The following is a 21,110-nucleotide window of genomic DNA, read 5'->3' on the forward strand; positions in this document are numbered from 1 at the left end:
GCCGAGGTCGTGTCCATCGGGGTGTTGCTGGTCATCCGTACCCCCGAGGTGTGAAGCGCGTTACAGGCATTGAACTCACCCCCTGCCGGGTCCGTGGGTACGGATGACCAGCAACACCCCGATGGACACGACCTCGGCAGTGCCACGGAAGAGCACCGGCGACAGGTCTAAACCAATTTCCTGTCGACCCTTGTCATCGGCCCCCCGGGTCTGATGAGCTGTGGCCTGGGACACAACGGACACCCTGGGAAAGGGAGATGTCGTGAGCAACGAAAGCCTGGCCAACCTCTTGAAGGAGGAGCGACGCTTCGCGCCGCCCGCTGACCTGGCCGCCAACGCCAACGTCACGGCAGAGGCGTACGAACAGGCCAAGGCTGACAGGCTCGGCTTCTGGGCCGAGCAGGCCCGCCGGCTGACCTGGGCCAAGGAGCCGACGGAGACCCTGGACTGGTCGAACCCGCCGTTCGCGAAGTGGTTCAAGGACGGCACGCTCAACGTCGCCTACAACTGCGTCGACCGCCATGTGGAGGCCGGGCACGGCGACCGCGTCGCGATCCACTTCGAGGGCGAGCCCGGCGACAGCCGCGCCATCACCTACGCCGACCTCAAGGACGAGGTGTCCAAGGCGGCCAACGCGCTGCTGGAGCTCGGCGTGCGCAAGGGCGACCGGGTCGCCGTCTACATGCCGATGATCCCGGAGACCGCGATCGCGATGCTGGCCTGCGCCCGGATCGGCGCAGCGCACTCGGTCGTCTTCGGCGGTTTCTCGGCCGACGCGCTCGCCACCCGTATCCAGGACGCGGACGCCCGGGTCGTCATCACCGCAGACGGCGGTTGGCGGCGCGGCAAGCCGTCCGCGCTGAAGCCGGCCGTGGACGAGGCGATCGAGAAGGCCGGCAACGTCGAGCATGTGCTCGTGGTGCGCCGCACCGGGCAGGACGTCGCCTGGACCGAGGGCCGCGACGTGTGGTGGCACGACCTCGTGGAGGGCCAGTCCGCCGAGCACACCCCGGAGGCGTTCGAGGCGGAGCACCCGCTGTTCATCCTCTACACCTCGGGCACGACGGGTAAGCCGAAGGGCATCCTGCACACCTCCGGCGGCTATCTCACCCAGACCGCCTACACCCACCACGCCGTCTTCGACCTCAAGCCGGAGACGGACGTCTACTGGTGCACGGCCGACGTCGGCTGGGTGACCGGCCACTCGTACATCGTGTACGGGCCGCTCGCCAACGGCGCCACCCAGGTCATGTACGAGGGCACCCCGGACACCCCGCACCAGGGCCGCTTCTGGGAGATCGTGCAGAAATACAAGGTCACGATCCTCTACACGGCGCCGACCGCGATCCGCACGTTCATGAAGTGGGGCGACGACATCCCCGCCAAGTTCGACCTGTCGTCCCTGCGCGTCCTCGGCTCGGTCGGCGAGCCGATCAACCCGGAGGCCTGGGTCTGGTACCGCAAGCACATCGGCGCCGACCGCACCCCGGTCGTGGACACCTGGTGGCAGACCGAGACCGGCGCGATGATGATCTCCCCGCTGCCGGGCGTCACCGAGGCCAAGCCGGGCTCCGCGCAGCGCCCGCTGCCCGGCATCTCCGCGACCGTCGTCGACGACGAGGCGAACGAGGTGCCCAACGGCGGTGGCGGCTACCTGGTGCTGACCGAGCCGTGGCCGTCGATGCTGCGCACGATCTGGGGCGACGACCAGCGGTTCATCGACACGTACTGGTCCCGCTTCGAGGGCAAGTACTTCGCCGGTGACGGGGCGAAGAAGGACGAGGACGGCGACATCTGGCTGCTCGGCCGGGTCGACGACGTGATGCTCGTCTCGGGGCACAACATCTCCACCACGGAGGTGGAGTCCGCGCTGGTCTCCCACCCGTCGGTCGCCGAGGCGGCCGTGGTCGGAGCCGCCGACGAGACCACCGGCCAGGCGATCGTCGCCTTCGTGATCCTGCGCGGCACGGCGTCGGAGGAGGACGGCCTCGTCGACGAGCTGCGCAACCACGTCGGCGCCACCCTCGGCCCGATCGCCAAGCCGAAGCGGATCCTGCCGGTGGCGGAGCTGCCCAAGACCCGCTCCGGAAAGATCATGCGCCGCCTGCTGCGGGACGTCGCGGAGAACAGGGCCCTGGGCGACGTCACCACCCTGACCGACTCCACGGTCATGGACCTCATCCAGGCCAAGCTCCCCGCCGCACCCAGCGAGGACTGACCGCACACGGCCGATCAGGGGCGTCCGGCGCCCGCCCGCGCCGGACGCCCCGCCGCTGTGGACAGGGGCGGGGCGGGGCGCGCACCACGTGCCCCCCCGCGGTCTCCGGGCCATCGTCCACGGCGCTCTTTGGGCCGTCCCACGGGTATCACGAAGATCACCCGTGCCCGTTCGCGGCACGGTAGGTACCCTGAGCAGAACAACAGCGAGTCGAGGTGCGCCGGGAAGTCTGGTCGGCACGAGTTCCGTGCTGCCCATCCACCGGAGGTCCCCACCGTGACCGCGCCCCGCAACAGCTCCCCCACCGACCGCCCCGCCCCGTCGGGCGGGCCGGGCGACGGCAACAGGAGCAGCCGCAGCGCACTCGGTCGGCTCTCCCTGCCGGAACGTACCTTCATCACGAACGCGCTGCGCACCGAGACCGTCGGCGGTGTCCTCCTGCTCGCGGCCGCGATCGCCGCGCTGGTCTGGGCGAACGTCCCCGCGCTGCACTCCTCGTACGAGAAGGTCTCGCACTTCCACTTCGGTCCCGGGGCTCTCGGGCTGAACCTGTCCGTCGCCCACTGGGCCGCCGACGGACTCCTCGCGATCTTCTTCTTCGTCGCCGGTATCGAACTCAAGCGCGAGATGACCTCGGGGGATCTGCGCGATCCCAAGGCCGCCGCCCTGCCGGTCATCGCCGCGCTGTGCGGCATGGCCGCGCCCGCGCTGGTCTACGTCGTCACCAACGCCGGCGGCGGCTCGCTCGCCGGCTGGGCGGTGCCCACCGCCACCGACATCGCGTTCGCGCTCGCCGTGCTGGCGGTGATCGGCACGTCGCTGCCGAGCGCACTGCGCGCCTTCCTGCTCACCCTCGCGGTGGTCGACGACCTCTTCGCGATCCTGATCATCGCGGTGTTCTTCACCTCCGACCTGAACTTCCTCGCGCTCGCCGGCGCCGCCGCGGGCCTCGCCGTCTTCTGGGCGCTGCTGCGGTGGGGCGTACGCGGCTGGTACGTGTACGTGCCGCTCGGGGTGGTGATCTGGGCGCTGATGTACAACAGCGGCATCCACGCCACGATCGCCGGCGTCGCGATGGGCCTGATGCTGCGCTGCACGCCTCGCGAGGGCGAGGAGCACTCGCCCGGCGAGCACATCGAGCACCTGGTCAGGCCGCTGTCGGCAGGCCTGGCGGTCCCGCTGTTCGCGCTGTTCAGCGCGGGTGTGCCGGTGGACGGTCACGCCCTGACGGAGGTCTTCACGCGGCCGGAGACGCTGGGTGTGGTCCTGGGGCTCGTCGTCGGCAAGACGATCGGAATCTTCGGCGGCACCTGGCTCACCTCCCGCTTCACGCGCGCGTCCCTCAGTTCCGACCTGGCCTGGGCGGACGTGTTCGCGGTGGCCACGCTCGCCGGGATCGGCTTCACCGTGTCGCTGCTCATCGGCGAGCTGGCGTTCGAGGGCGACGACGTTCTGACGGGCGAGGTCAAGGCGGCCGTACTGACCGGCTCGCTCATCGCCGCCGCCGTCGCGTCGGTGCTGCTGAAGATACGGAACACCAAGTACCGCAAGCTGTGCGAGGCCGAGGACCGCGACGAGGACCTCGACGGCATACCCGACATCTACGAGGAGGACCAGCCGGAGTACCACCTGCGGATGGCGGCTCTCCTGGAGCGCAGGGCGGCGGAGCACCGCAGGATCGCCGGGGAACTGGTTTCCGCGCGCCACGCCCCCGCACAAGTGCCGGGCGGGGCGGGCGAGGAGGGCGACCGTCCGGCATGATCTGACGGACGGTACAAAAGTACGGAACAGGCTACGGAGCGCGCGCAAAATGGCGGCGCACGGACCCGAACGCACACGAGGGAGACCGCGATGAGCGCACCCGACGGCAGCCCGGTCGGCGCCGAACGCAGCATCGGCCAGTTGTTCGCCTCGGCGACGACCGAATTGTCGGCGCTGGTGCACGACGAGATCGCGCTGGCGAAGGCTCAGCTCAAGCAGGACGTGAAGCGGGGCGCGGTGAGCGGCGTCGGGTTCAGCGCGGCCGGTGCCGTGCTGGTCTTCTCGCTGCCGATGCTCAACTTCGCCCTCGCCTACGGCATCCACGCCTGGACCGGCGGCCACAACGGTGAGGGCGGCTGGAACCTCGGCTGGTGCTTCCTGCTGTCCTTCGCGGCGAATGTGCTGATCGCGGGCCTGCTCGCGCTGATCGGTGTCGTCTTCGCCAAGAAGGCCAAGAAGAGCAAGGGCCCGCAGAAGGTCGCCGCGTCCATGAAGGAGACCGCCGGCGTCCTTCAGAACGCCAAGCCGCACCCGCGCCCCGAGCTGCCCGCGCTGGAGCAGCGTGCGCCCGAGGCCATCGAGGCTGTGGCACGCTCGTCCTCATGACGGATCCCGCCACTCCTCCGGCGCAGTCGGCCTCACCCGTACGGATCGACATTCCGGGCGGGAGGAAGGTGACCCACCGGGACGTCGCCGCCAACGGCGCCCGCTTCCACATCGCCGAAGTCGGCGACGGTCCGCTGGTGATGCTGGTGCACGGCTTCCCGCAGTTCTGGTGGACCTGGCGGCACCAGCTCGTCGCGCTCGCCGACGCCGGCTACCGCGCGGTCGCCATGGACCTGCGCGGCGTCGGCGGCTCCGACCGCACCCCGCGCGGCTACGACCCCGCGGGCCTCGCCCTCGACATCACCGGTGTGATCCGCTCCCTGGGTGAGCCGGACGCCGCGCTCGTCGGCCATGACCTGGGCGGATATCTGGCGTGGACGGCGGCTGTGATGCGGCCCAAGCTGGTACGGCGCCTCGCCGTCGCGTCGATGCCGCACCCGCGGCGCTGGCGCTCGGCGATGCTCGCCGACCCCCGGCAGGCCCGCGCCGGCTCCCACATCTGGGGATTCCAGCGGCCGTTCATCCCGGAACGCCGGCTCACCGCGGACGACGGCGCGCTGGTGGGTCGTCTGATCCGGGAGTGGTCCGGGCCCCGTCTCCCGGACGAGGAGGCCGTGCTGACGTACCGGCGGGCGATGTGCATCCCGTCCACGGCGCACTGCTCGGTGGAGCCGTACCGCTGGCTGGTGCGTTCGCTCGCCCGGCCCGACGGCGTCCAGTTCTACCGGCGGATGAAGCGGCCGGTGCGGGTGCCGACGCTGCACCTGCACGGCTCCCTCGACCCGGTGATGCGTACGCGCAGCGCGGCCGGCTCCGGGGAGTACGTCGAAGCGCCGTACCGCTGGCGGCTGTTCGACGGGCTGGGTCACTTCCCGCACGAGGAGGACCCGGTGGCGTTCTCCACGGAGCTCGTCAACTGGCTGAAGGACCCGGAACCCGATCGGTGACCCGGTCGGCCGGGGTGCCGGAAGGGGCCGGATCGTGCCGTTCGGCGAGCGGTCCTGAGCGGGCCGTACCCGAATGCCGTACACCCGTCCGACGATCGGCCAATTGCCCGGCGCATAGGCCAATTGGGGACCTTCGGCGCGGTTATCGACCATGGGGCAGGGGCAGACGTCGGGGTATGGGCTGGACGCACGACTACAGTGACGTAGCACGCAACCGCCGCTCGGCCACCGGGCTGAGCTCCCACCAGCGCGGAGGTGCGCCGCAGATGACGAGCACCGACCCCAGGGTGGGAATCCCGCGCATCCTGCGCCGCCGGGCCCGCTGGGTCTCAATGCGCCTGCGTCACCCGCGCGGCTGACCCGCACGGCAGCCGTCCGGCAACGGTCCCCCGCCAGTCGAAACCCGGCCCGCCGGGCGCCCTGTCACAGGCTCCTCACACACGGTCCGCCACTCACGAGGTCTCACAGGGCGCAACTGTCGCTGTCCACCTGCTGGTTCGCGGTGCGACCGCGGGAGATGTCGTCCTTGATCTCGTCCGTGGTCAGCGCGTACCCCGTGTCGGCGTCGTCGAGGGACTTCGCGAACACCACGCCGTACACCTGGCCGTCGGGCGTGAGCAGCGGGCCGCCGGAGTTGCCCTGGCGGACGACCGTGTACAGCGAGTACACGTCACGGCGGACGGTGCCGCGGTGGTAGATGTCGGGGCCGTTGGCCGAGATCCGGCCGCGCACGCGAGCGGCGCGCACGTCGTACGCGCCGTTCTGCGGGAAGCCGGCGACGATCGCGCTGTCCCCGCTGGACGCGTCCTTCGTGGTGAACTTCAGCGCGGGCGCCTTCAGGCCGGGCACGTCGAGTACGGCGATGTCGCGCCGCCAGTCGTAGAGGACGACCGTCGCGTCGTACTTGCGTCCCTCGCCGCCTATCTGCACGGTGGGCTCGTCGACGCCGCCCACCACGTGCGCGTTGGTCATGACGCGGCGGTCGGCGAAGACGAACCCGGTGCCCTCCAGCACCTTGCCGCAGCTCGGCGCGGTGCCCATCACCTTCACGATGGACTGTTTGGCGCGGGTGGCGACCGGGCTCGCGGCGAGCGCCGGGTCGGGCGGGCGGACCTCGGTGATCGGCTCGTTGGAGAAGGGGCTGAAGACCTGCGGGAAGCCGTTCTGCGCGAGTACGGAGGAGAAGTCCGCGAACCAGGTGTCCGCCGCGTCCGGCAACGCCCGTGACACACCGAGCAGCACCTTGGAGTTGCGGACCTCCTTGCCCAGCGTGGGCAGGGTCGTCCCGGCGAGCGCGGAACCGATCAGCCAGGCCACCAGCAGCATCGCGACGACGTTGACGAGGGCGCCGCCCGTCGCGTCCAGGGCGCGGGCCGGGGACCAGGTGATGTAGCGGCGCAGCTTGTTGCCCCAGTGGGTGGTGAGGGCCTGCCCGACCGACGCGCACACGATGACGACGATGACCGCGACGACCGCGGCGGTGGTGCCGACCTCCGAGTTGTCCGTGAGCGCGTCCCACAGGACGGGCAGCAGATACACGGCGACGAGGCCGCCGCCGAGGAAGCCGATCACCGACAGGACGCCGACGACGAAGCCCTGCCGGTAACCGACGACCGCGAACCACACGGCCGCGATCAGCAACAGGATGTCCAGCACGTTCACCGCTTCAAGCCTCGCCTCGTCACTACGCGATCACACCAGGTCGGCCGGGAGATCCGGCCCGCCGCTCAGCGGCAGACGGACGCGGGCCCCCGCCCGGTCACGGCACGGGGGCCACCCTGTCACGACCGCCGGTCCAGGGAGACCCTCCGGTCGCGGTCCCAGGGGCGCTCCCAGCCCGCGAAATGCAGCAGGCGGTCGATCACACCGGCCGTGAAACCCCAGACCAGGGCCGATTCGACGAGGAACGCCGGGCCGTGGAAGCCGCTCGGGTGGACGGCGGTGGCACGGTTGGCGGGGTCCGTGAGATCCGCCACGGGGACGGTGAAGACCCGCGCGGTCTCGTTCGGGTCGACGACGCCGACCGGGCTGGGCTCGCGCCACCAGCCGAGCACGGGCGTGACGACGAAGCCGCTGACCGGGATGTACAGCTTCGGCAGCACACCGAACAGCTGTACGCCCGCCGGGTCGAGGCCGGTCTCCTCCTCGGCCTCCCGCAGCGCGGCCCGCAGCGGCCCGTCGGCGTGCGGGTCGCCGTCCTCCGGGTCGAGGGCGCCGCCGGGGAACGACGGCTGACCGGCGTGCGATCTCAGCGATCCGGCACGCTCCATCAGCAGCAGCTCGGGCCCCTGCGCACCTTCGCCGAAGAGGATGAGCACCGCGGACTGCCGTCCCGCCCCGTCGGCCGGGGGCAGGAAACGGCTCAGCTGCCGGGGCTCCACCGTCCTGACGGCCCGGACCACCGGGTCGAGCCAGCCGGGCAGCCCCTCCTCGGACAGCGCCACCGGCCCGCCCTGTGTGTCGCTCGCGCGCGTCATGTCCACCCCCGATCCACCCTGTCCAACGCACGGCCCCACCGAGATCGTTCCGTCATACGGCCCCCAGTGGCGGCGCGGGTTTCCCGCCCGCGTCCAGATAGGCCTGCGGAGGGTTCAGCCGCTGGCCGGGGAAGCCGCCCTTCTCGTACTTCAGCAGCTTCCGGGCCTTGTCCGGGTCGGTCTCGCCCTCGCCGTACGCCGGACAGAGCGGGGCGATGGGGCAGGCGCCGCAGGCGGGTTTGCGGGCGTGGCAGATCCGGCGTCCGTGCCAGATCACGTGGTGGGACAGGTCGGTCCAGTCGCTCCTCGGGAAGAGCGAGCCGACCGCGGCCTCGATCTTGTCGGGGTCGGTCTCGTCGGTCCACTGCCAGCGCCGCACCAGCCGCTGGAAGTGCGTGTCCACGGTGATGCCGGGCCGGCCGAACGCGTTCCCGAGCACGACGAAGGCGGTCTTGCGGCCGACGCCGGGCAGCTTGACCAGCTCCTCCAGCTTGCCGGGGACCTCACCGCCGTACTCCTCCACCAGCGCCTTCGACAGCCCTATGACCGACCTGGTCTTGGCCCGGAAGAAGCCGCACGGGCGGAGGATCTCCTCGACCTCCTCCGGGTCGGCGGCGGCCAGGTCCTCGGGGGTGGGGTACTTCGCGAACAGCGCCGGGGTGGTCTGGTTGACGCGCAGGTCGGTGGTCTGCGCGGACAGGACCGTGGCGACGATCAGCTGGAACGGGTTCTCGAAGTCCAGTTCCGGGTGGGCGTACGGGTAGACCTCGGCCAGCTCGCGGTTGATCCGGCGGGCGCGGCGGACCAGGGCGGTACGGGACTCCTCCTTGCGCGGCCGGGAGACGGCGACGGGCTTCGCGGGGCCGGCGCCGCGCACGGCGGCGGTGGCCTTCTTCGGGGCGACGACGGCCTTCCTGAGCTTGGCGGTGGGGGTGGCCTTCTCGGCCGAGGCGGCCTTCTTGGTGGGGACCGGCTTCTTGACGGCGGTGGTCTTCTTGGCCGGGGTGGCCTTGTCGGCCGGGTCGGTGCTGTTGGCCGGGGCGGCCTTGTCGGCCGGGGTGGCGTTCTTCACATTTTCCGCCTTCTTCCCCGATGTCTTCCTCATGGCTTTCGCCGCTTTCCCGCCCCCGCCGGAGTCCTGTTCGCCCACAGCGGAATCCCGACGTACAACCACCAGCTCAGCCCCCTTGGCCTGTGCTCTCACCGGGGATTTGGACACTCGGCCAGCCTAGAGCCCGGCGCCGTCATCCGCCCCGGACCCGGAAGATCGGCGCCCAATTGGCCCCCTGACGCTTACCTCCGGACGCGTGTACGGCATCCTTGTGACAGATCACACTGTTTGGACCGTCCGGCAAAATGGGCACCAGGGTCCCTCGTACCGGGGGGCCTGAATCCCCTGAGCAGGTCGACAAGGAGAGAACTCGTGGACGACGTTCTGCGGCGCAACCCGCTCTTCGCGGCTCTCGACGACGAGCAGGCCGCGGAGCTTCGCGCCTCCATGAGCGAGGTGACGCTGGCACGCGGCGACTCCCTGTTCCACGAGGGCGACCCGGGCGACCGGCTCTACGTGGTGACCGAGGGCAAGGTCAAGCTGCACCGCACCTCGCCCGACGGCCGCGAGAACATGCTCGCCGTGGTCGGCCCCGGCGAGCTGATCGGCGAGCTGTCGCTGTTCGACCCGGGCCCGCGCACCGCCACCGCGACCGCGCTGACCGAGGTCAAGCTGCTGGGCCTGGGCCACGGCGACCTCCAGCCCTGGCTGAACGCCCGCCCCGAGGTGGCCGCCGCGCTGCTGCGTGCCGTCGCCCGCCGCCTCCGCAAGACCAACGACGCCATGTCGGACCTGGTCTTCTCCGACGTGCCGGGCCGTGTCGCGCGCGCCCTGCTGGATCTGTCCCGCCGGTTCGGCGTGCAGTCCGAGGAAGGCATCCACGTCGTGCACGACCTGACGCAGGAGGAGCTGGCCCAGCTGGTCGGCGCCTCCCGCGAGACGGTCAACAAGGCGCTCGCCGACTTCGCCCAGCGCGGCTGGCTGCGGCTCGAGGCCCGCGCGGTGATCCTCCTCGACGTGGAGCGCCTCGCGAAGCGCTCCCGCTGACGCCGCCCGCACGGACGAACGTACGGAAACGGGCGCCCCGCTCCGGCTCTCGCCGGGGCCCGGGGCGCCCGTTTCCGTACGTGGGGCACACGCGCCGTACATGGGACACGCGCGCGTGGGCCGATGAGACGGCCGCTAGATGAGCCCGTGCTCCTCCAGGTACTCCAGCTGGGCCCGTACGGACAGCTCCGCCGCGGGCCACAGGGAGCGGTCCACACCGGCGTACACGTGTGCGACGACCTCGGCAGGGGTGCGGTAGCCGTCCTCCACGGCCGTCTCCACCTGGGCGAGCCGGTGCGCCCGGTGCGCCAGGTAGTACTCGACGGCACCCTGGGCGTCGTCGAGGACCGGGCCGTGGCCCGGCAGAACCGTGTGCACGCCGTCGTCGACCGTGAGGGACCGCAGCCGGCGCAGGGAGTCCAGATAGTCGCCGAGCCGCCCGTCGGGGTGCGCGACGACGGTCGTACCACGCCCGAGGACGGTGTCGCCGGTGAGGATGGCCCGGTCGGCCGGCAGATGGAAGCACAGGGAGTCCGCGGTGTGCCCAGGGGTGGGTACGACGCGCAGCTCCAGGCCGCCCACGGTGACGACGTCCCCTGCGGCCAGGCCCTCGTCGCCGAGCCGCAGCGCCGGATCGAGGGCACGCACGCGCGTGCCGGTGATCTCGGCGAACCGTCCGGCCCCCTCGGCGTGGTCCGGGTGCCCGTGGGTGAGCAGAGTGAGGGCGATGCGCTTGCCGGCCTTCTCGGCCATGTCGACGACCGCACGCAGATGTCCCTCGTCGAGCGGGCCCGGGTCGATCACGACGGCCAGATCGGAGTCGGGCTCGGAGACGATCCACGTGTTCGTGCCGTCCAGGGTCATCGCGGACGGGTTGGGCGCGAGGACGTTCACCGCGCGCTCGGTGGCGGGCCCGGTGACGACCGCGCCGCGGGGCTGACCGGGAAGGGTGCCGGCGTCGGTCATGCGGGGCCTCCCCCGGTCGGGATGTGCTTGGTGAACTCGGCGTGCCCCGGCCACGACAGCACGACCTCGCCGTCGACCAGCCGGGCCCGCGCGATGACGGGCGTCAGGTCACGGCCGGGCGCGGCGGCCAGCGCCTCGGCGGCGGTGGCGTACGGCGTCAGCTGACGCAGGGTGGCGATGGTGGGCGGCATCATCAGCAGCTCGCCCTTGTCGTAGCCGTCGGCGGCGTCCTGCGGCCGGGTCCACACGGTGCGGTCGGCCTCGCCTGAGGCGTTGCGGGTGCGCTGCCCGGCCGGGAGGGCGGCGACGAAGAACCAGGTGTCGTAGCGGCGCGGCTCGAACTCGGGCGTGATCCAGCGGGCCCAGGCACCCAGCAGGTCGGAGCGCAGGACCAGGCCGCGCCGGTCCAGGAAGTCCGCGAAGGACGTCTCGCGGGCCACCAGGGCGGCCCGGTCGGCCTCCCAGTCCTCGCCGGTGGTGTCGCCGACGACGGTGTCCGGCGTGGGGCCGGCGAGCAGGACGCCCGCCTCCTCGTACGTCTCGCGGACGGCGGCGCAGACGATGGCCTGCGCCTGCGTCTCGTCGTCCACACCGAGCCGCTTCGCCCACCACGCGCGCGTGGGGCCCGCCCAGCGCACCAGGTGGTCGTCGTCGCGCGGGTCGACGCCGCCGCCGGGGTAGGCGTACGCGCCCCCGGCGAAGGCCATGGAGGCGCGTCGGCGCAGCATGTGGACAGCGGGCCCGGCGTCGGTGTCCCGCAGGAGCATCACCGTCGCCGCACGCCTGGCCGCGACCGGCGTGAGAGTGCCGGCCGCGAGCGCGCGGATCCGGTCCGGCCACTCCGGTGGATACCACTGCCCATTCGCCATGGCCGGAGGCTATCCCGTACTGGGCGAATGTTCGAGAGGTGATCGAGAGGGGTGCCCCTGCGGGGCCGGGCGTCCGGCAGGCGGGCGCCCCTCGGCGACCGCCACCGGCAGCCGGGGGCTGACGGCCTGCGCCCGGGGATTGACGGCCGGTGCCCCGGGGACCGGCAGTCGGCGCCCCGGGGACCGACGGCCGACGTCTGAGGGCCGACGGCCTGCACCGTCGGCGGCCGGGGACCGGCAACCGGTGGCCGACAGCCACCACCGGTGCGACCGTCGGCCGGGCGGGCGTCAGGGCGCCAGTTCGACCTGGATCTCGACCTCCACCGGCGCGTCCAGCGGGAGCACCGCGACGCCGACCGCGCTGCGCGCGTGCACGCCCTTGTCGCCGAAGACCACGCCCAGCAGCTCGCTGGCGCCGTTGAGGACGCCCGGCTGGCCGGTGAAGTCGGCGGCGGATGCGACGAAGCCGGTGACCTTCACCACGCGCGCGACGCGATCCAGATCACCCGCGACGGACTTGACCGCGGCGAGCGCGTTCAGCGCGCAGGTGCGGGCCAGGTCCTTGGCCTCCTCGGCGGTGACCTCGGCACCGACCTTGCCGGTCACGGGCAGCTTGCCGTCGACCATCGGCAGCTGGCCCGCCGTGTACACGTACGAGCCGGACCGGACCGCCGGCTGGTAGGCGGCGAGCGGCGGCACGACCTCCGGCAGGGTCAGTCCCAGTTCGGCGAGCTTCGCCTCGACCGCGCTCATGCCTGCTTCTCCCGCTTCAGGTAGGCGACGAGCTGCTCCGGGTTGTTCGGGCCGGGCACGACCTGGACCAGCTCCCAGCCGTCCTCGCCCCAGGTGTCCAGGATCTGCTTCGTGGCGTGGACGAGCAGCGGCACGGTGGCGTATTCCCACTTCTTCATGGGGCGACTGTAGCCGCTGCGCCCGGCGGGGAACCCCTGCGGCCGGTGGGGCGGGCGGTGCCCGAGGGGGGCGTTGTCCACAGCCTCCCGGTCATGTGCGGCACCGACTGGTTACGCTCGATGACGTGAGCAGGCTCCAGGTCGTCAGCGGCAAGGGCGGGACCGGAAAGACGACGGTCGCCGCAGCCCTCGCGCTGGCTCTCGCGACGGAGGGGAAGCGGACGCTTCTCGTCGAGGTCGAGGACCGGCAGGGCATCGCACAGCTCTTCGAAACGGAGGCGCTGCCCTATGAGGAGCGGAAGATCGCCGTCGCGCCGGGGGGCGGCGAGGTCTTCGCCCTGGCCATCGATCCCGAACTGGCCCTTCTGGACTACCTCCAGATGTTCTACAAGCTGGGCGGAGCGGGCCGTGCGCTGAAGAAGCTCGGCGCGATCGACTTCGCGACCACCATCGCGCCCGGCCTGCGGGACGTGCTCCTGACCGGCAAGGCGTGCGAGGCGGTGCGCCGCAAGGACAAGGCGGGACGTTTCGTCTACGACTACGTCGTGATGGACGCACCGCCGACGGGCCGTGTCACCCGGTTCCTGAACGTCAACGACGAGGTGGCGGGCCTCGCGAAGATCGGCCCGATACACAATCAGGCGCAGGCCGTGATGCGGGTGCTGAAGTCACCGGAGACGGCCGTGCACCTGGTGACGCTGTTGGAGGAGATGCCGGTCCAGGAGACCGCCGACGGCATCGCCGAACTGCGCGCGGCCCGACTGCCGGTGGGCCGGGTCGTCGTCAACATGGTGCGCCCGCAGGTGCTGGACGCCGCCGAGCTTGAGCAGATCCGCGGCACTCCCCGTACGGCGTTCGCGCGCTCGCTGTCCGCGGCCGGGCTGGGCGGGGCGCGGCGCGGCGGGCACGCGGAGCGGCTGGTGGACCCGCTGCTGCGGCAGGCCGAGGAGTACGCCGAGCGGTACGAACTGGAGCACGAGCAGCGCTCGGTCCTCGGCGAGCTGGGCCTGCCGCTGCACGAACTGCCGCTGCTCGCCGAGGGCATGGATCTGGCGGGCCTGTACGAACTCGCCACCGAGCTGCGGAAGCAGGGGATGTCATGAGTCCGGACGCCGCACACGACGCCCCCCGGCACCGTCTCGCCCCCGCGCGTGTGCTGGAGCTCGATCCGCTGTTGGACGACCCGACGACGCGGATCGTGGTGTGCTGCGGCTCGGGCGGTGTCGGCAAGACGACGACGGCGGCGGCGTTGGGGCTGCGGGCGGCGGAGCGGGGCCGCAAGGTGGTCGTCCTCACCATCGACCCGGCCCGGCGGCTGGCCCAGTCGATGGGCATCGACTCGCTGGACAACGTCCCGCGCCGGGTGAAGGGCATCGACGACACGGCGGGCGGCGAGCTGCACGCGATGATGCTCGACATGAAGCGCACCTTCGACGAGATCGTCGAGGCGCACGCCGACCCGGAGCGGGCGGCGGCGATCCTGAGCAACCCCTTCTACCAGTCGCTCTCGGCGGGCTTCGCGGGCACGCAGGAGTACATGGCGATGGAGAAGCTGGGCCAGCTTCGGGCCCGCGACGAGTGGGACCTGATCGTCGTCGACACGCCTCCGTCGCGTTCCGCGCTGGACTTCCTGGACGCGCCGAAGCGGCTCGGCTCGTTCCTGGACGGCCGGCTGATCCGGCTGCTCACGGCTCCGGCGAAGCTGGGCGGGCGGGCCGGGATGAAGTTCCTGAACGTCGGCATGTCGATGATGACGGGCACGCTCGGCAAGCTGCTCGGCGGCCAGCTGCTGAAGGACGTACAGACGTTCGTTGCGGCGATGGACACGACGTTCGGCGGTTTCCGCACGCGCGCGGACGCCACGTACAAGCTGCTCCAGGCACCGGGGACGGCGTTCCTGGTGGTGGCCGCGCCGGAGCGGGACGCGCTGCGGGAGGCGGCGTACTTCGTGGAGCGGCTGGCGGCGGAACGCATGCCGTTGGCCGGTCTTGTGCTCAACCGTGTGCACGGCAGCGGCGCCGCCCAGTTGTCGGCCGAGCGGGCGCTCGCCGCCGCGGAAAATCTTGACGAGTCCCGCATTGTGGATCAACACGCCGGGAAAGCTGGACTTCGTAACTCTCCCGACACGTACGGCAGTTCAGAACCCGCGGAGCCCTCCGCACCCGCGTCGCCCTCCGGCCCCGGCTCCCCCGCCGAGGAGGCGCCGACCGACGGTGCGGTTCCTGGGGACGAGGCGGGCCACGAAGCCGACACGGACGGCGCCGGCCGTGAGGCCGACGCCGGCCGCGCAGGCGTGCCCGCGGAACGCTCCGTCGACGAGCTGACGGCGGGGCTGCTGCGGCTGCACGCCGAGCGGATGCAGCTGCTCTCCCGGGAGCGGCGCACCCGCGACCGCTTCACCGCGCTGCACCCGGAGGTGGCGGTCGCTGAGGTGGCCGCGCTGCCCGGTGATGTGCACGATCTCACGGGGCTGCGGGACATCGGCGACCGCCTCGCCGCGCACCGGCATGAACTGCCCGAGGGCGGTGACGGGCAGAGCGGGGCGGAGGCGTGAGGCGCGGTCGGTGACGGCCAGCGCGGTGGCGGGCAGTCGTGGAGCGGAGGGGACGGTCGTGGCCGTAGCTCACCGCCGTACGCGCCGGCGCGTTCCGCTGCCGTCACATGGACTGGTGCGGGCGCCGGGTGGCGCTCCGTCACTCGGTCGTACGCGGTCACATCCGCCCATAGGCCGTCAAATACGCCGGTAACCGGTCGAACGCGACGGGCCTCGGCCGAACGCCGTCGTACGCGGGCACGGTCGCGCGGCCGACGGCAGGAAGACAGACACACGGACGGACGGGTCCCGCGCGCTTGTCGCGGCGCTGCCGAAGCCGCTTCTCGAGCCGCCCGACACCGGCACCGCTGCCCGGCGCGCGGTCGGCCGACGCGGGTGGCCGACGCGGGTGGCCGACGCGGTGTCCGATTGGCGGCACGGTCGGCCGGTGGATGGCGCGGTCGGCCGCCCGGCGGCGCCGAGGCGTGGCCTCAGCTGACCGCCGCGTAGTTCTCGTACACCCGGTCGTCTTCGAGGGGCATGATGCCCGCACCGCGCTCGTACTCCATGCGCGCGGTCTCCAGGAGCCGGCGCCACGACGTGACGGTCGGCCGCCGACGCAGCAGGGCGCGGCGCTCCCGTTCCGTCATGCCTCCCCACACGCCGAACTCGACGCGGTTGTCCAGCGCGTCGGCGAGGCACTCGGTCCGCACCGGGCATCCGGTGCACACCGCCTTTGCCCTGTTCTGCGCTGCTCCCTGAACGAACAGTTCATCCGGATCGGTAGTGCGGCAGGCCGCCTGCGCACTCCAGTCGGTTACCCAGCCCATACCGGCGCCGTCCTCTCCCGAATCGAGGCTCCCCCACGGCGGCAGCGGCATATTCACCGCCGCCAGTTGAGGACGTTACGGAAGGTGGGGACAGCGCAACACCCCCAGCGGGCCCAATCTTGAATGGTCCGAACGGACTATGGGTAAGCGGCAGATCACCCGGGGGAGTGAGGTGACGACATGCGTGATCATCCCGGCAAATCGGGGCAGGCTTGTCACGCCACAACGGACGCCGGATGACACACGAGGCGGATTCGGGCACGCTCCCGACAGAAAGTCGGGTACCTCCGGAACGATTCGGGGTCGCCGGACGTATTGATACGTGACCGCACTGCTGTGACAGTTGAGAGCAGCTTAGGCCAACGCCTGCGCGCGTGTCCGGCGAATGCGAAGGCCGCTGCCCTCAGTTTGCCCCGTGCCGTGCCGTCGGGGATGGAGGCACACGCGACCGGGCCGACACACCCGGCCTCGGCAGCCCCACCCGGCCCGGCCCAGCCCGACGCCGGCACCGCAGGACGCCCGCACCGGACCGGCGGCAGGACGCGACTGGCCCGACCGGCCCGAGGCGGCTACGGCTTCTCCCGTCGCCCGGGAGGGACGGCGGGGCCGGTCTCCCCCGGCGGGACCACGGCCTGGCCCAGAAGGACTACGGCAACCGGCAAGGCGACGCCCCTCGGGGGCCCCGGGCGCCCCCTGAGCGGCGCGGTCGTGAACATACCGAGGGGCGACCGCTCCTTCGGAAGGCTCTGGAGTACGGATTAGGCTGCCCTCATGCCAAAGAAGCGCTCGGGCGGTGGTCTGTCGCCAACGCAGCAGGCCGCCAAGTTCCTCGGTGTCAGTGTCCTCGCGGGAGCGGTGCTGGCGGGCATCGCGCTGCCCGCGGTCGGCGCGCTGGGCCTGGCCGCCAAGGGATCGGTGGAGAGCTTCGACGAACTCCCCGTGAGCATGAAGACACCGCCGCTGAGCCAGCGCACCACGATCCTCGACGCCGAGGGCGGCCAGATCGCCACGGTCTATTCGCGTGACCGTACGGTCGTGCCGCTGAAGAACATCTCGCCGTACATGCAGAAGGCGATCGTCGCGATCGAGGACTCGCGCTTCTACGAGCACGGCGCGATCGACCTCAAGGGTGTCCTGCGCGCGCTGAACAAGAACGCGCAGAGCGGCGGCGTCGCCCAGGGCGCGTCCACGCTGACTCAGCAGTACGTGAAGAACGTCTTCGTCGAGGAGGCCGGCGACGACCCGACCAAGGTCGCCCAGGCCACCCAGCAGACGATCGGCCGGAAGATCCGCGAGCTGAAGTTCGCGATCCAGGTCGAGGAGGAGCTGGGCAAGAACAAGATCCTCGAGAACTACCTGAACATCACCTTCTTCGGCGAGCAGGCGTACGGCGTCGAGGCGGCGGCCCAGCGCTACTTCTCCAAGCACGCCAAGGACCTCACGCTCCCCGAGGCCGCGCTGCTGGCCGGGATCGTGCAGTCCCCGAGCCGCTACGACCCGGTGAACGACGAGGCGGAGGCCACCAAGCGCCGTAACGTCGTGCTTCAGCGCATGGCCGAGGTCGGCGACATCTCGCAGGCCGAGGCCGACAGGGCGAAGAAGGAGCCGCTCGGCCTGAAGGTCAGCAAGCCGAAGAACGGCTGCATCACAGCCGTCAAGGGCGCCGGCTTCTTCTGCGACTACGTCCGCGAGGTATTCCTCAGCGACCCGGTCTTCGGCAAGACCCGCGAGGCCCGCGCGAAGATCTGGAACCAGGGCGGTCTGACCATCCGCACCACCCTCGACCCGCAGGCGCAGGAGTCGCTTCAGGAGTCGGTCAAAGAGCATGTCAAGAAGACCGACGAGGTGGCGACCGCCGCGACCGTCGTCGAGCCCGGCACCGGCAAGATCCTCGCCATGGGCCAGTCCCGGCCGTACGGCTTCGGGAAGAACGAGACCCAGATCAACCTCGCCGTCGACCGCTCCAAGGGCGGCGGCATCGGCTACCAGCCGGGTTCGACGTTCAAGCCGTTCGTGGCGGCGGCGGCCCTGGAGGGCGGTGTTCCGGCGACGAAGGTCTACGGCTCGCCGTACAAGATGGAGTACCCGAGCCCGGTCCCGGCCTGCGACGGCAAGACGTGGACGAACCTCAAGCACGAGACGCTCACCAACGAGAACGAGTCAGAGGTCGGCCCGTACGCCATGAAGGAGGCCATGGCCAAGTCGGTCAACACCTACTTCGTGGAGATGATCGCCGAGACGGGCATCTGCCCGGTGATCGACATGACGCAGAAGCTGGGCGTCAAGCGGGCCGACGGGCAGCCCCTGGTGCAGAGCCCGTCGCTCGCTCTCGGTACGGCGGTGATGTCGCCGCTGACCATGGCGAACGCCTACGCGACGTTCGCCGCGCGCGGTATGTACTGCACGCCCGTCGCGATCGAGTCGATCAGCCAGCGTGTCGGCGACCAGACCAAGTCGCTGCCGGTGCCGAAGTCGACCTGCTCGCGGGCGATGTCCGAGACGACCGCCGACACGATCAACACGCTGCTGCGCGGCGTCGTCGAGGACGGCACCGGTCAGCAGGCGGGCCTCGGCAGCCGCCCCAGCGCCGGTAAGACGGGTACGACGGACGAGCGCTTCTCCGCCTGGTTCGTCGGGTACACGCCCAACATGGCGGGCGCGGTGTGGGTCGGCGACCCCGCCCACAAGCGGAAGATGCAGCAGATCTCCATCGGCGGGATCTGGCACGCCAAGGTGTTCGGCGGTGAGGTCCCCGGACCGATCTGGAAGGACATGATGGCCGGCGCACTGGACGGCCGGCCCGCCCCCGACTTCACCTACGTCGACATCCCCGACCCCGAGCAGGACAAGGACAAAGACAAGGACAAGGGTCAGGACAAGGGCCGGGGCCGAGGCGACGGCAAGCCGGGCCATGACGGCATCATCGGCGGCCTGATCGGCGGCGGCGACAACGGCGGCACGATCGGCGGCCCGAACCCGAAGCCCACGTTCACCCTCCCGGAGGGCTTCGTCCAGGGCAACGAGAACAGCGGCGGCAACGGCAACGGGGGTCGCTTCCCGTAAACCGGCCCGCGGTCCGGCCCTCGACCCCGGGCCCCCTGACCGTCGGCCGTTGACCGCCGGCCCCGGCACCGGCCCTGGGCCCACCGCCCCGCCGAACCGCCGACCTGCGACCCCGCCGTCCCGCCGGACACACGCTGGGGGCGCTCTTCCACAACGGAAGAGCGCCCCCAGCGCCGTACTGCCGTATCACGGCGTATGCCGTGGAATCCGGTCAGCCGGCGAGCAGCTTCTTCACCGCGGCGGCGACCCGGCCGCCCTCGGCCTGCCCGGCCACCTTCGGGTTCACGATCTTCATCACGGCGCCCATGGCCTTCGGCCCCTCGGCGCCCGCCGCCTTCGCCTCCTCGACGGCCTGGGCGACGATCGCGTTCAGCTCCTCGTCGGACAGCTGCTTCGGCAGGTAGTCGGCGAGGACCTCGCCCTCGGCCTTCTCCCGCTCGGCCTGCTCGGCGCGACCGCCCTGCGCGAAGGCCTCGGCCGCCTCGCGGCGCTTCTTCGCCTCCTTGGCGATCACCTTCAGGACCTCGTCGTCGGACAGCTCCCGCTTCTCCTTGCCCGCGACCTCCTCCTTGGTGATCGCGGCGAGCGTCAGCCGGAGCGTCGAGGAGCGGAGCTCGTCGCGCTCCTTGATCGCGGCGTTGAGGTCTTCCTGCAGCTTCGACTTGAGCGTGGTCATGGCCTGATTGTCGCAGGTACGACACACAGGGCGCCCGCCGATTTACGGCGCCCCGGCTCGGGTGCGGTCCGGGCGCGCCGGTCTGACACGATGGACACATGCGCGCGCGATACGGAGTTCCCCTGGGAATCGCGGCGGTTGGCGCCGCCGGACTGGTCTACTCGGCGGGTTTCGAGGCCCGCTTCTTCCGCCTCCGACGAGTCACCGTCCCCGTCCTCCCGTCCGGCATGCGACCCCTGCGGGTCCTCCAGGTGTCCGACATCCACATGGTCAGCGGACAGCGCAAGAAGCAGCGCTGGCTGCGCTCCCTGGCCGGGCTGCGCCCCGACTTCGTGATCAACACCGGCGACAACCTGTCCGACCCTGAAGGCGTGCCCGAGGTGCTGGACGCGCTGGGTCCGCTGATGGAGTTCCCGGGCGCTTACGTCTTCGGCTCCAACGACTACTACGGCCCCAAGCTGCGCAACCCCGCCCGCTATCTGAAGGAGAAGGCGACCGGCCGGCACGGCCTGAACGGCAACCCGCCGGCGGTCGGCGCGATCCACAACCCGTGGGAGGACCTGCGGGACGGTTTCGACGCGGCCGGCTGGCTGAACCTGACCAACACGCGGGGCACGCTGAAGGTCGAGGGCGTGTCGGTGGAACTGACCGGCCTGGACGACCCGCACATCCGGCGTGACCGGTACGCGCGCGTGGCCGGCGGCCCCTCCGGTACGGCGGACTTCTCGATGGGCGTCGTCCACGCGCCGTACCTGCGCGTCCTGGACGCGTTCACCGCGGACGACTACCCGCTGATCCTCGCCGGGCACACGCACGGCGGGCAGCTGTGCATCCCCTTCTACGGCGCCCTCGTCACCAACTGCGACCTGGACACGGACCGGGTCAAGGGCCTCTCCACGCACACGGCGGACGGCCGCACCGCGTACCTCCACGTCTCAGCAGGCTGCGGCGCCAACCGCTACACCCCGTTCCGCTTCGCGTGCCCCCCGGAGGCGACGCTGCTGACGCTGGTGGCGAAGGAGACCTGAGCAACCGCCACCCGGCCCCCAGCCGCAGACGCCGGACGACAGCCACGACCGGGCGCCGGACGACAGCCACGACCGGGCGAGGGGGCGCCGCAACCGCCCCTCCCCCCCCCTGTCTCTTATAAACATC

General features: G+C 71.4%; 19 protein-coding genes. 10 read left to right on the plus strand and 9 right to left on the minus strand.

Features of this window, described 5'->3' with window-relative positions; translation table 11 throughout:
- The first annotated feature begins 262 nt into the window (after positions 1-262).
- From acs to MTQ10_RS12850, 5 genes are all read left to right on the plus strand, one after another.
- Complete coding sequence (acs, locus tag MTQ10_RS12830) at positions 263-2,218, plus strand: acetate--CoA ligase (protein WP_247466385.1); 1,956 nt, start codon at positions 263-265, stop codon at positions 2,216-2,218.
- Positions 2,219-2,494: 276 nt separating this feature from the next.
- On the plus strand, positions 2,495-3,979 hold the full coding sequence (nhaA, locus tag MTQ10_RS12835; RefSeq protein ID WP_374117601.1) for a Na+/H+ antiporter NhaA: 1,485 nt from the start codon (positions 2,495-2,497) through the stop codon (positions 3,977-3,979).
- A gap of 90 nt (positions 3,980-4,069) precedes the next feature.
- Positions 4,070-4,585, plus strand: a complete 516-nt coding sequence (locus MTQ10_RS12840; protein WP_247466388.1) for a phage holin family protein — start codon at positions 4,070-4,072, stop codon at positions 4,583-4,585.
- On the plus strand, positions 4,582-5,532 hold the full coding sequence (locus MTQ10_RS12845; RefSeq protein WP_247466391.1) for an alpha/beta fold hydrolase: 951 nt from the start codon (positions 4,582-4,584) through the stop codon (positions 5,530-5,532). Before MTQ10_RS12840 ends, MTQ10_RS12845 begins: the two co-directional genes overlap by 4 nt.
- Positions 5,533-5,708: 176 nt before the next feature.
- Positions 5,709-5,891, plus strand: coding sequence for a hypothetical protein (locus MTQ10_RS12850; RefSeq protein WP_247466394.1), 183 nt, complete (start codon positions 5,709-5,711; stop codon positions 5,889-5,891).
- Between the two features lie 103 nt (positions 5,892-5,994).
- On the opposite strand, the gene MTQ10_RS12855 is transcribed toward MTQ10_RS12850, so the two are convergent.
- The 3 genes from MTQ10_RS12855 to nth all read right to left on the minus strand — a co-directional run bounded on the left by MTQ10_RS12855 (position 5,995) and on the right by nth (position 9,114).
- The gene (locus tag MTQ10_RS12855; protein WP_247466397.1) at positions 5,995-7,194 is read right to left on the minus strand and encodes a MarP family serine protease; all 1,200 of its coding nucleotides are present in this window, start codon (positions 7,192-7,194) and stop codon (positions 5,995-5,997) included.
- A 119-nt stretch (positions 7,195-7,313) separates the two neighbouring features.
- Positions 7,314-8,009, minus strand: a complete 696-nt coding sequence (locus MTQ10_RS12860; protein ID WP_247466398.1) for an NUDIX hydrolase — start codon at positions 8,007-8,009, stop codon at positions 7,314-7,316.
- Between the two features lie 52 nt (positions 8,010-8,061).
- Positions 8,062-9,114, minus strand: a complete 1,053-nt coding sequence (gene nth / locus MTQ10_RS12865) for an endonuclease III (RefSeq protein WP_247466401.1) — start codon at positions 9,112-9,114, stop codon at positions 8,062-8,064.
- A gap of 318 nt (positions 9,115-9,432) precedes the next feature.
- Between nth and MTQ10_RS12870 the strand changes: the two genes are divergently transcribed.
- Entirely contained in the window at positions 9,433-10,107 is a 675-nt protein-coding gene (locus MTQ10_RS12870; protein ID WP_029382547.1) for a Crp/Fnr family transcriptional regulator, read from the plus strand.
- A gap of 135 nt (positions 10,108-10,242) precedes the next feature.
- Here MTQ10_RS12870 and MTQ10_RS12875 read toward each other — a convergent pair whose 3' ends face one another.
- The 4 genes from MTQ10_RS12875 to MTQ10_RS12890 form a co-directional block, all read right to left on the minus strand.
- Positions 10,243-11,073: an MBL fold metallo-hydrolase gene (locus MTQ10_RS12875; protein ID WP_247466404.1), complete on the minus strand. Its 831-nt coding sequence runs from the start codon at positions 11,071-11,073 to the stop codon at positions 10,243-10,245.
- The gene (locus MTQ10_RS12880) at positions 11,070-11,942 is read right to left on the minus strand and encodes an NUDIX hydrolase (RefSeq protein WP_247466408.1); all 873 of its coding nucleotides are present in this window, start codon (positions 11,940-11,942) and stop codon (positions 11,070-11,072) included. Before MTQ10_RS12880 ends, MTQ10_RS12875 begins: the two co-directional genes overlap by 4 nt.
- Before the next feature lie 288 nt (positions 11,943-12,230).
- The gene (locus tag MTQ10_RS12885) at positions 12,231-12,695 is read right to left on the minus strand and encodes a RidA family protein (protein WP_247466411.1); all 465 of its coding nucleotides are present in this window, start codon (positions 12,693-12,695) and stop codon (positions 12,231-12,233) included.
- Positions 12,692-12,853, minus strand: coding sequence for a DUF4177 domain-containing protein (locus MTQ10_RS12890; RefSeq protein ID WP_110629497.1), 162 nt, complete (start codon positions 12,851-12,853; stop codon positions 12,692-12,694). Before MTQ10_RS12890 ends, MTQ10_RS12885 begins: the two co-directional genes overlap by 4 nt.
- Positions 12,854-12,978: 125 nt before the next feature.
- Here MTQ10_RS12890 and MTQ10_RS12895 point away from each other — a divergent pair, with 125 nt between their 5' ends.
- Entirely contained in the window at positions 12,979-13,956 is a 978-nt protein-coding gene (locus MTQ10_RS12895; RefSeq protein WP_247466414.1) for an ArsA family ATPase, read from the plus strand.
- Positions 13,953-15,407, plus strand: coding sequence for an ArsA family ATPase (locus MTQ10_RS12900; protein WP_247466417.1), 1,455 nt, complete (start codon positions 13,953-13,955; stop codon positions 15,405-15,407). The genes MTQ10_RS12895 and MTQ10_RS12900 overlap by 4 nt, the downstream gene beginning before the upstream one ends.
- Positions 15,408-15,877: 470 nt before the next feature.
- On the opposite strand, the gene wblA is transcribed toward MTQ10_RS12900, so the two are convergent.
- Positions 15,878-16,216, minus strand: coding sequence for a transcriptional regulator WblA (gene wblA, locus MTQ10_RS12905; RefSeq protein ID WP_247466431.1), 339 nt, complete (start codon positions 16,214-16,216; stop codon positions 15,878-15,880).
- Positions 16,217-16,987: 771 nt separating this feature from the next.
- On the opposite strand from wblA, the gene MTQ10_RS12910 reads away from it, so the two are divergent.
- Positions 16,988-19,279, plus strand: a complete 2,292-nt coding sequence (locus tag MTQ10_RS12910) for a transglycosylase domain-containing protein (RefSeq protein ID WP_247466419.1) — start codon at positions 16,988-16,990, stop codon at positions 19,277-19,279.
- Between the two features lie 211 nt (positions 19,280-19,490).
- Here the strand turns inward: MTQ10_RS12910 and MTQ10_RS12915 are convergent, their stop codons facing one another.
- Positions 19,491-19,955 carry a GatB/YqeY domain-containing protein gene (locus MTQ10_RS12915; protein ID WP_247466422.1) on the minus strand — a complete coding sequence of 155 codons (465 nt, stop codon included), beginning with the start codon at positions 19,953-19,955 and terminating at the stop codon, positions 19,491-19,493.
- A gap of 98 nt (positions 19,956-20,053) precedes the next feature.
- Here MTQ10_RS12915 and MTQ10_RS12920 point away from each other — a divergent pair, with 98 nt between their 5' ends.
- A complete protein-coding gene (locus MTQ10_RS12920) occupies positions 20,054-20,983 on the plus strand; it encodes a metallophosphoesterase (RefSeq protein ID WP_247466425.1) in 930 nt (309 codons plus the stop codon).
- Positions 20,984-21,110 lie beyond the last annotated feature (127 nt).

The organism is Streptomyces sp. XM83C, from assembly GCF_023072675.1.
Classification (GTDB): domain Bacteria; phylum Actinomycetota; class Actinomycetes; order Streptomycetales; family Streptomycetaceae; genus Streptomyces; species Streptomyces thermocoprophilus.

Coding starts and splice junctions, on each gene's coding strand:
- MTQ10_RS12840 (WP_247466388.1), top strand. CDS start 4,070: ATGAGCGCACCCGACGGCAGCCCGGTCGGCGCCGAACGCAGCATCGGC.
- MTQ10_RS12845 (WP_247466391.1), top strand. CDS start 4,582: ATGACGGATCCCGCCACTCCTCCGGCGCAGTCGGCCTCACCCGTACGG.
- MTQ10_RS12850 (WP_247466394.1), top strand. CDS start 5,709: ATGGGCTGGACGCACGACTACAGTGACGTAGCACGCAACCGCCGCTCG.
- MTQ10_RS12860 (WP_247466398.1), bottom strand. CDS start 8,009: ATGACGCGCGCGAGCGACACACAGGGCGGGCCGGTGGCGCTGTCCGAG.
- nth (WP_247466401.1), bottom strand. CDS start 9,114: ATGAGGAAGACATCGGGGAAGAAGGCGGAAAATGTGAAGAACGCCACC.
- MTQ10_RS12875 (WP_247466404.1), bottom strand. CDS start 11,073: ATGACCGACGCCGGCACCCTTCCCGGTCAGCCCCGCGGCGCGGTCGTC.
- MTQ10_RS12880 (WP_247466408.1), bottom strand. CDS start 11,942: ATGGCGAATGGGCAGTGGTATCCACCGGAGTGGCCGGACCGGATCCGC.
- MTQ10_RS12885 (WP_247466411.1), bottom strand. CDS start 12,695: ATGAGCGCGGTCGAGGCGAAGCTCGCCGAACTGGGACTGACCCTGCCG.
- MTQ10_RS12890 (WP_110629497.1), bottom strand. CDS start 12,853: ATGAAGAAGTGGGAATACGCCACCGTGCCGCTGCTCGTCCACGCCACG.
- MTQ10_RS12900 (WP_247466417.1), top strand. CDS start 13,953: ATGAGTCCGGACGCCGCACACGACGCCCCCCGGCACCGTCTCGCCCCC.
- wblA (WP_247466431.1), bottom strand. CDS start 16,216: ATGGGCTGGGTAACCGACTGGAGTGCGCAGGCGGCCTGCCGCACTACC.
- MTQ10_RS12910 (WP_247466419.1), top strand. CDS start 16,988: ATGCCAAAGAAGCGCTCGGGCGGTGGTCTGTCGCCAACGCAGCAGGCC.
- MTQ10_RS12915 (WP_247466422.1), bottom strand. CDS start 19,955: ATGACCACGCTCAAGTCGAAGCTGCAGGAAGACCTCAACGCCGCGATC.
- MTQ10_RS12920 (WP_247466425.1), top strand. CDS start 20,054: ATGCGCGCGCGATACGGAGTTCCCCTGGGAATCGCGGCGGTTGGCGCC.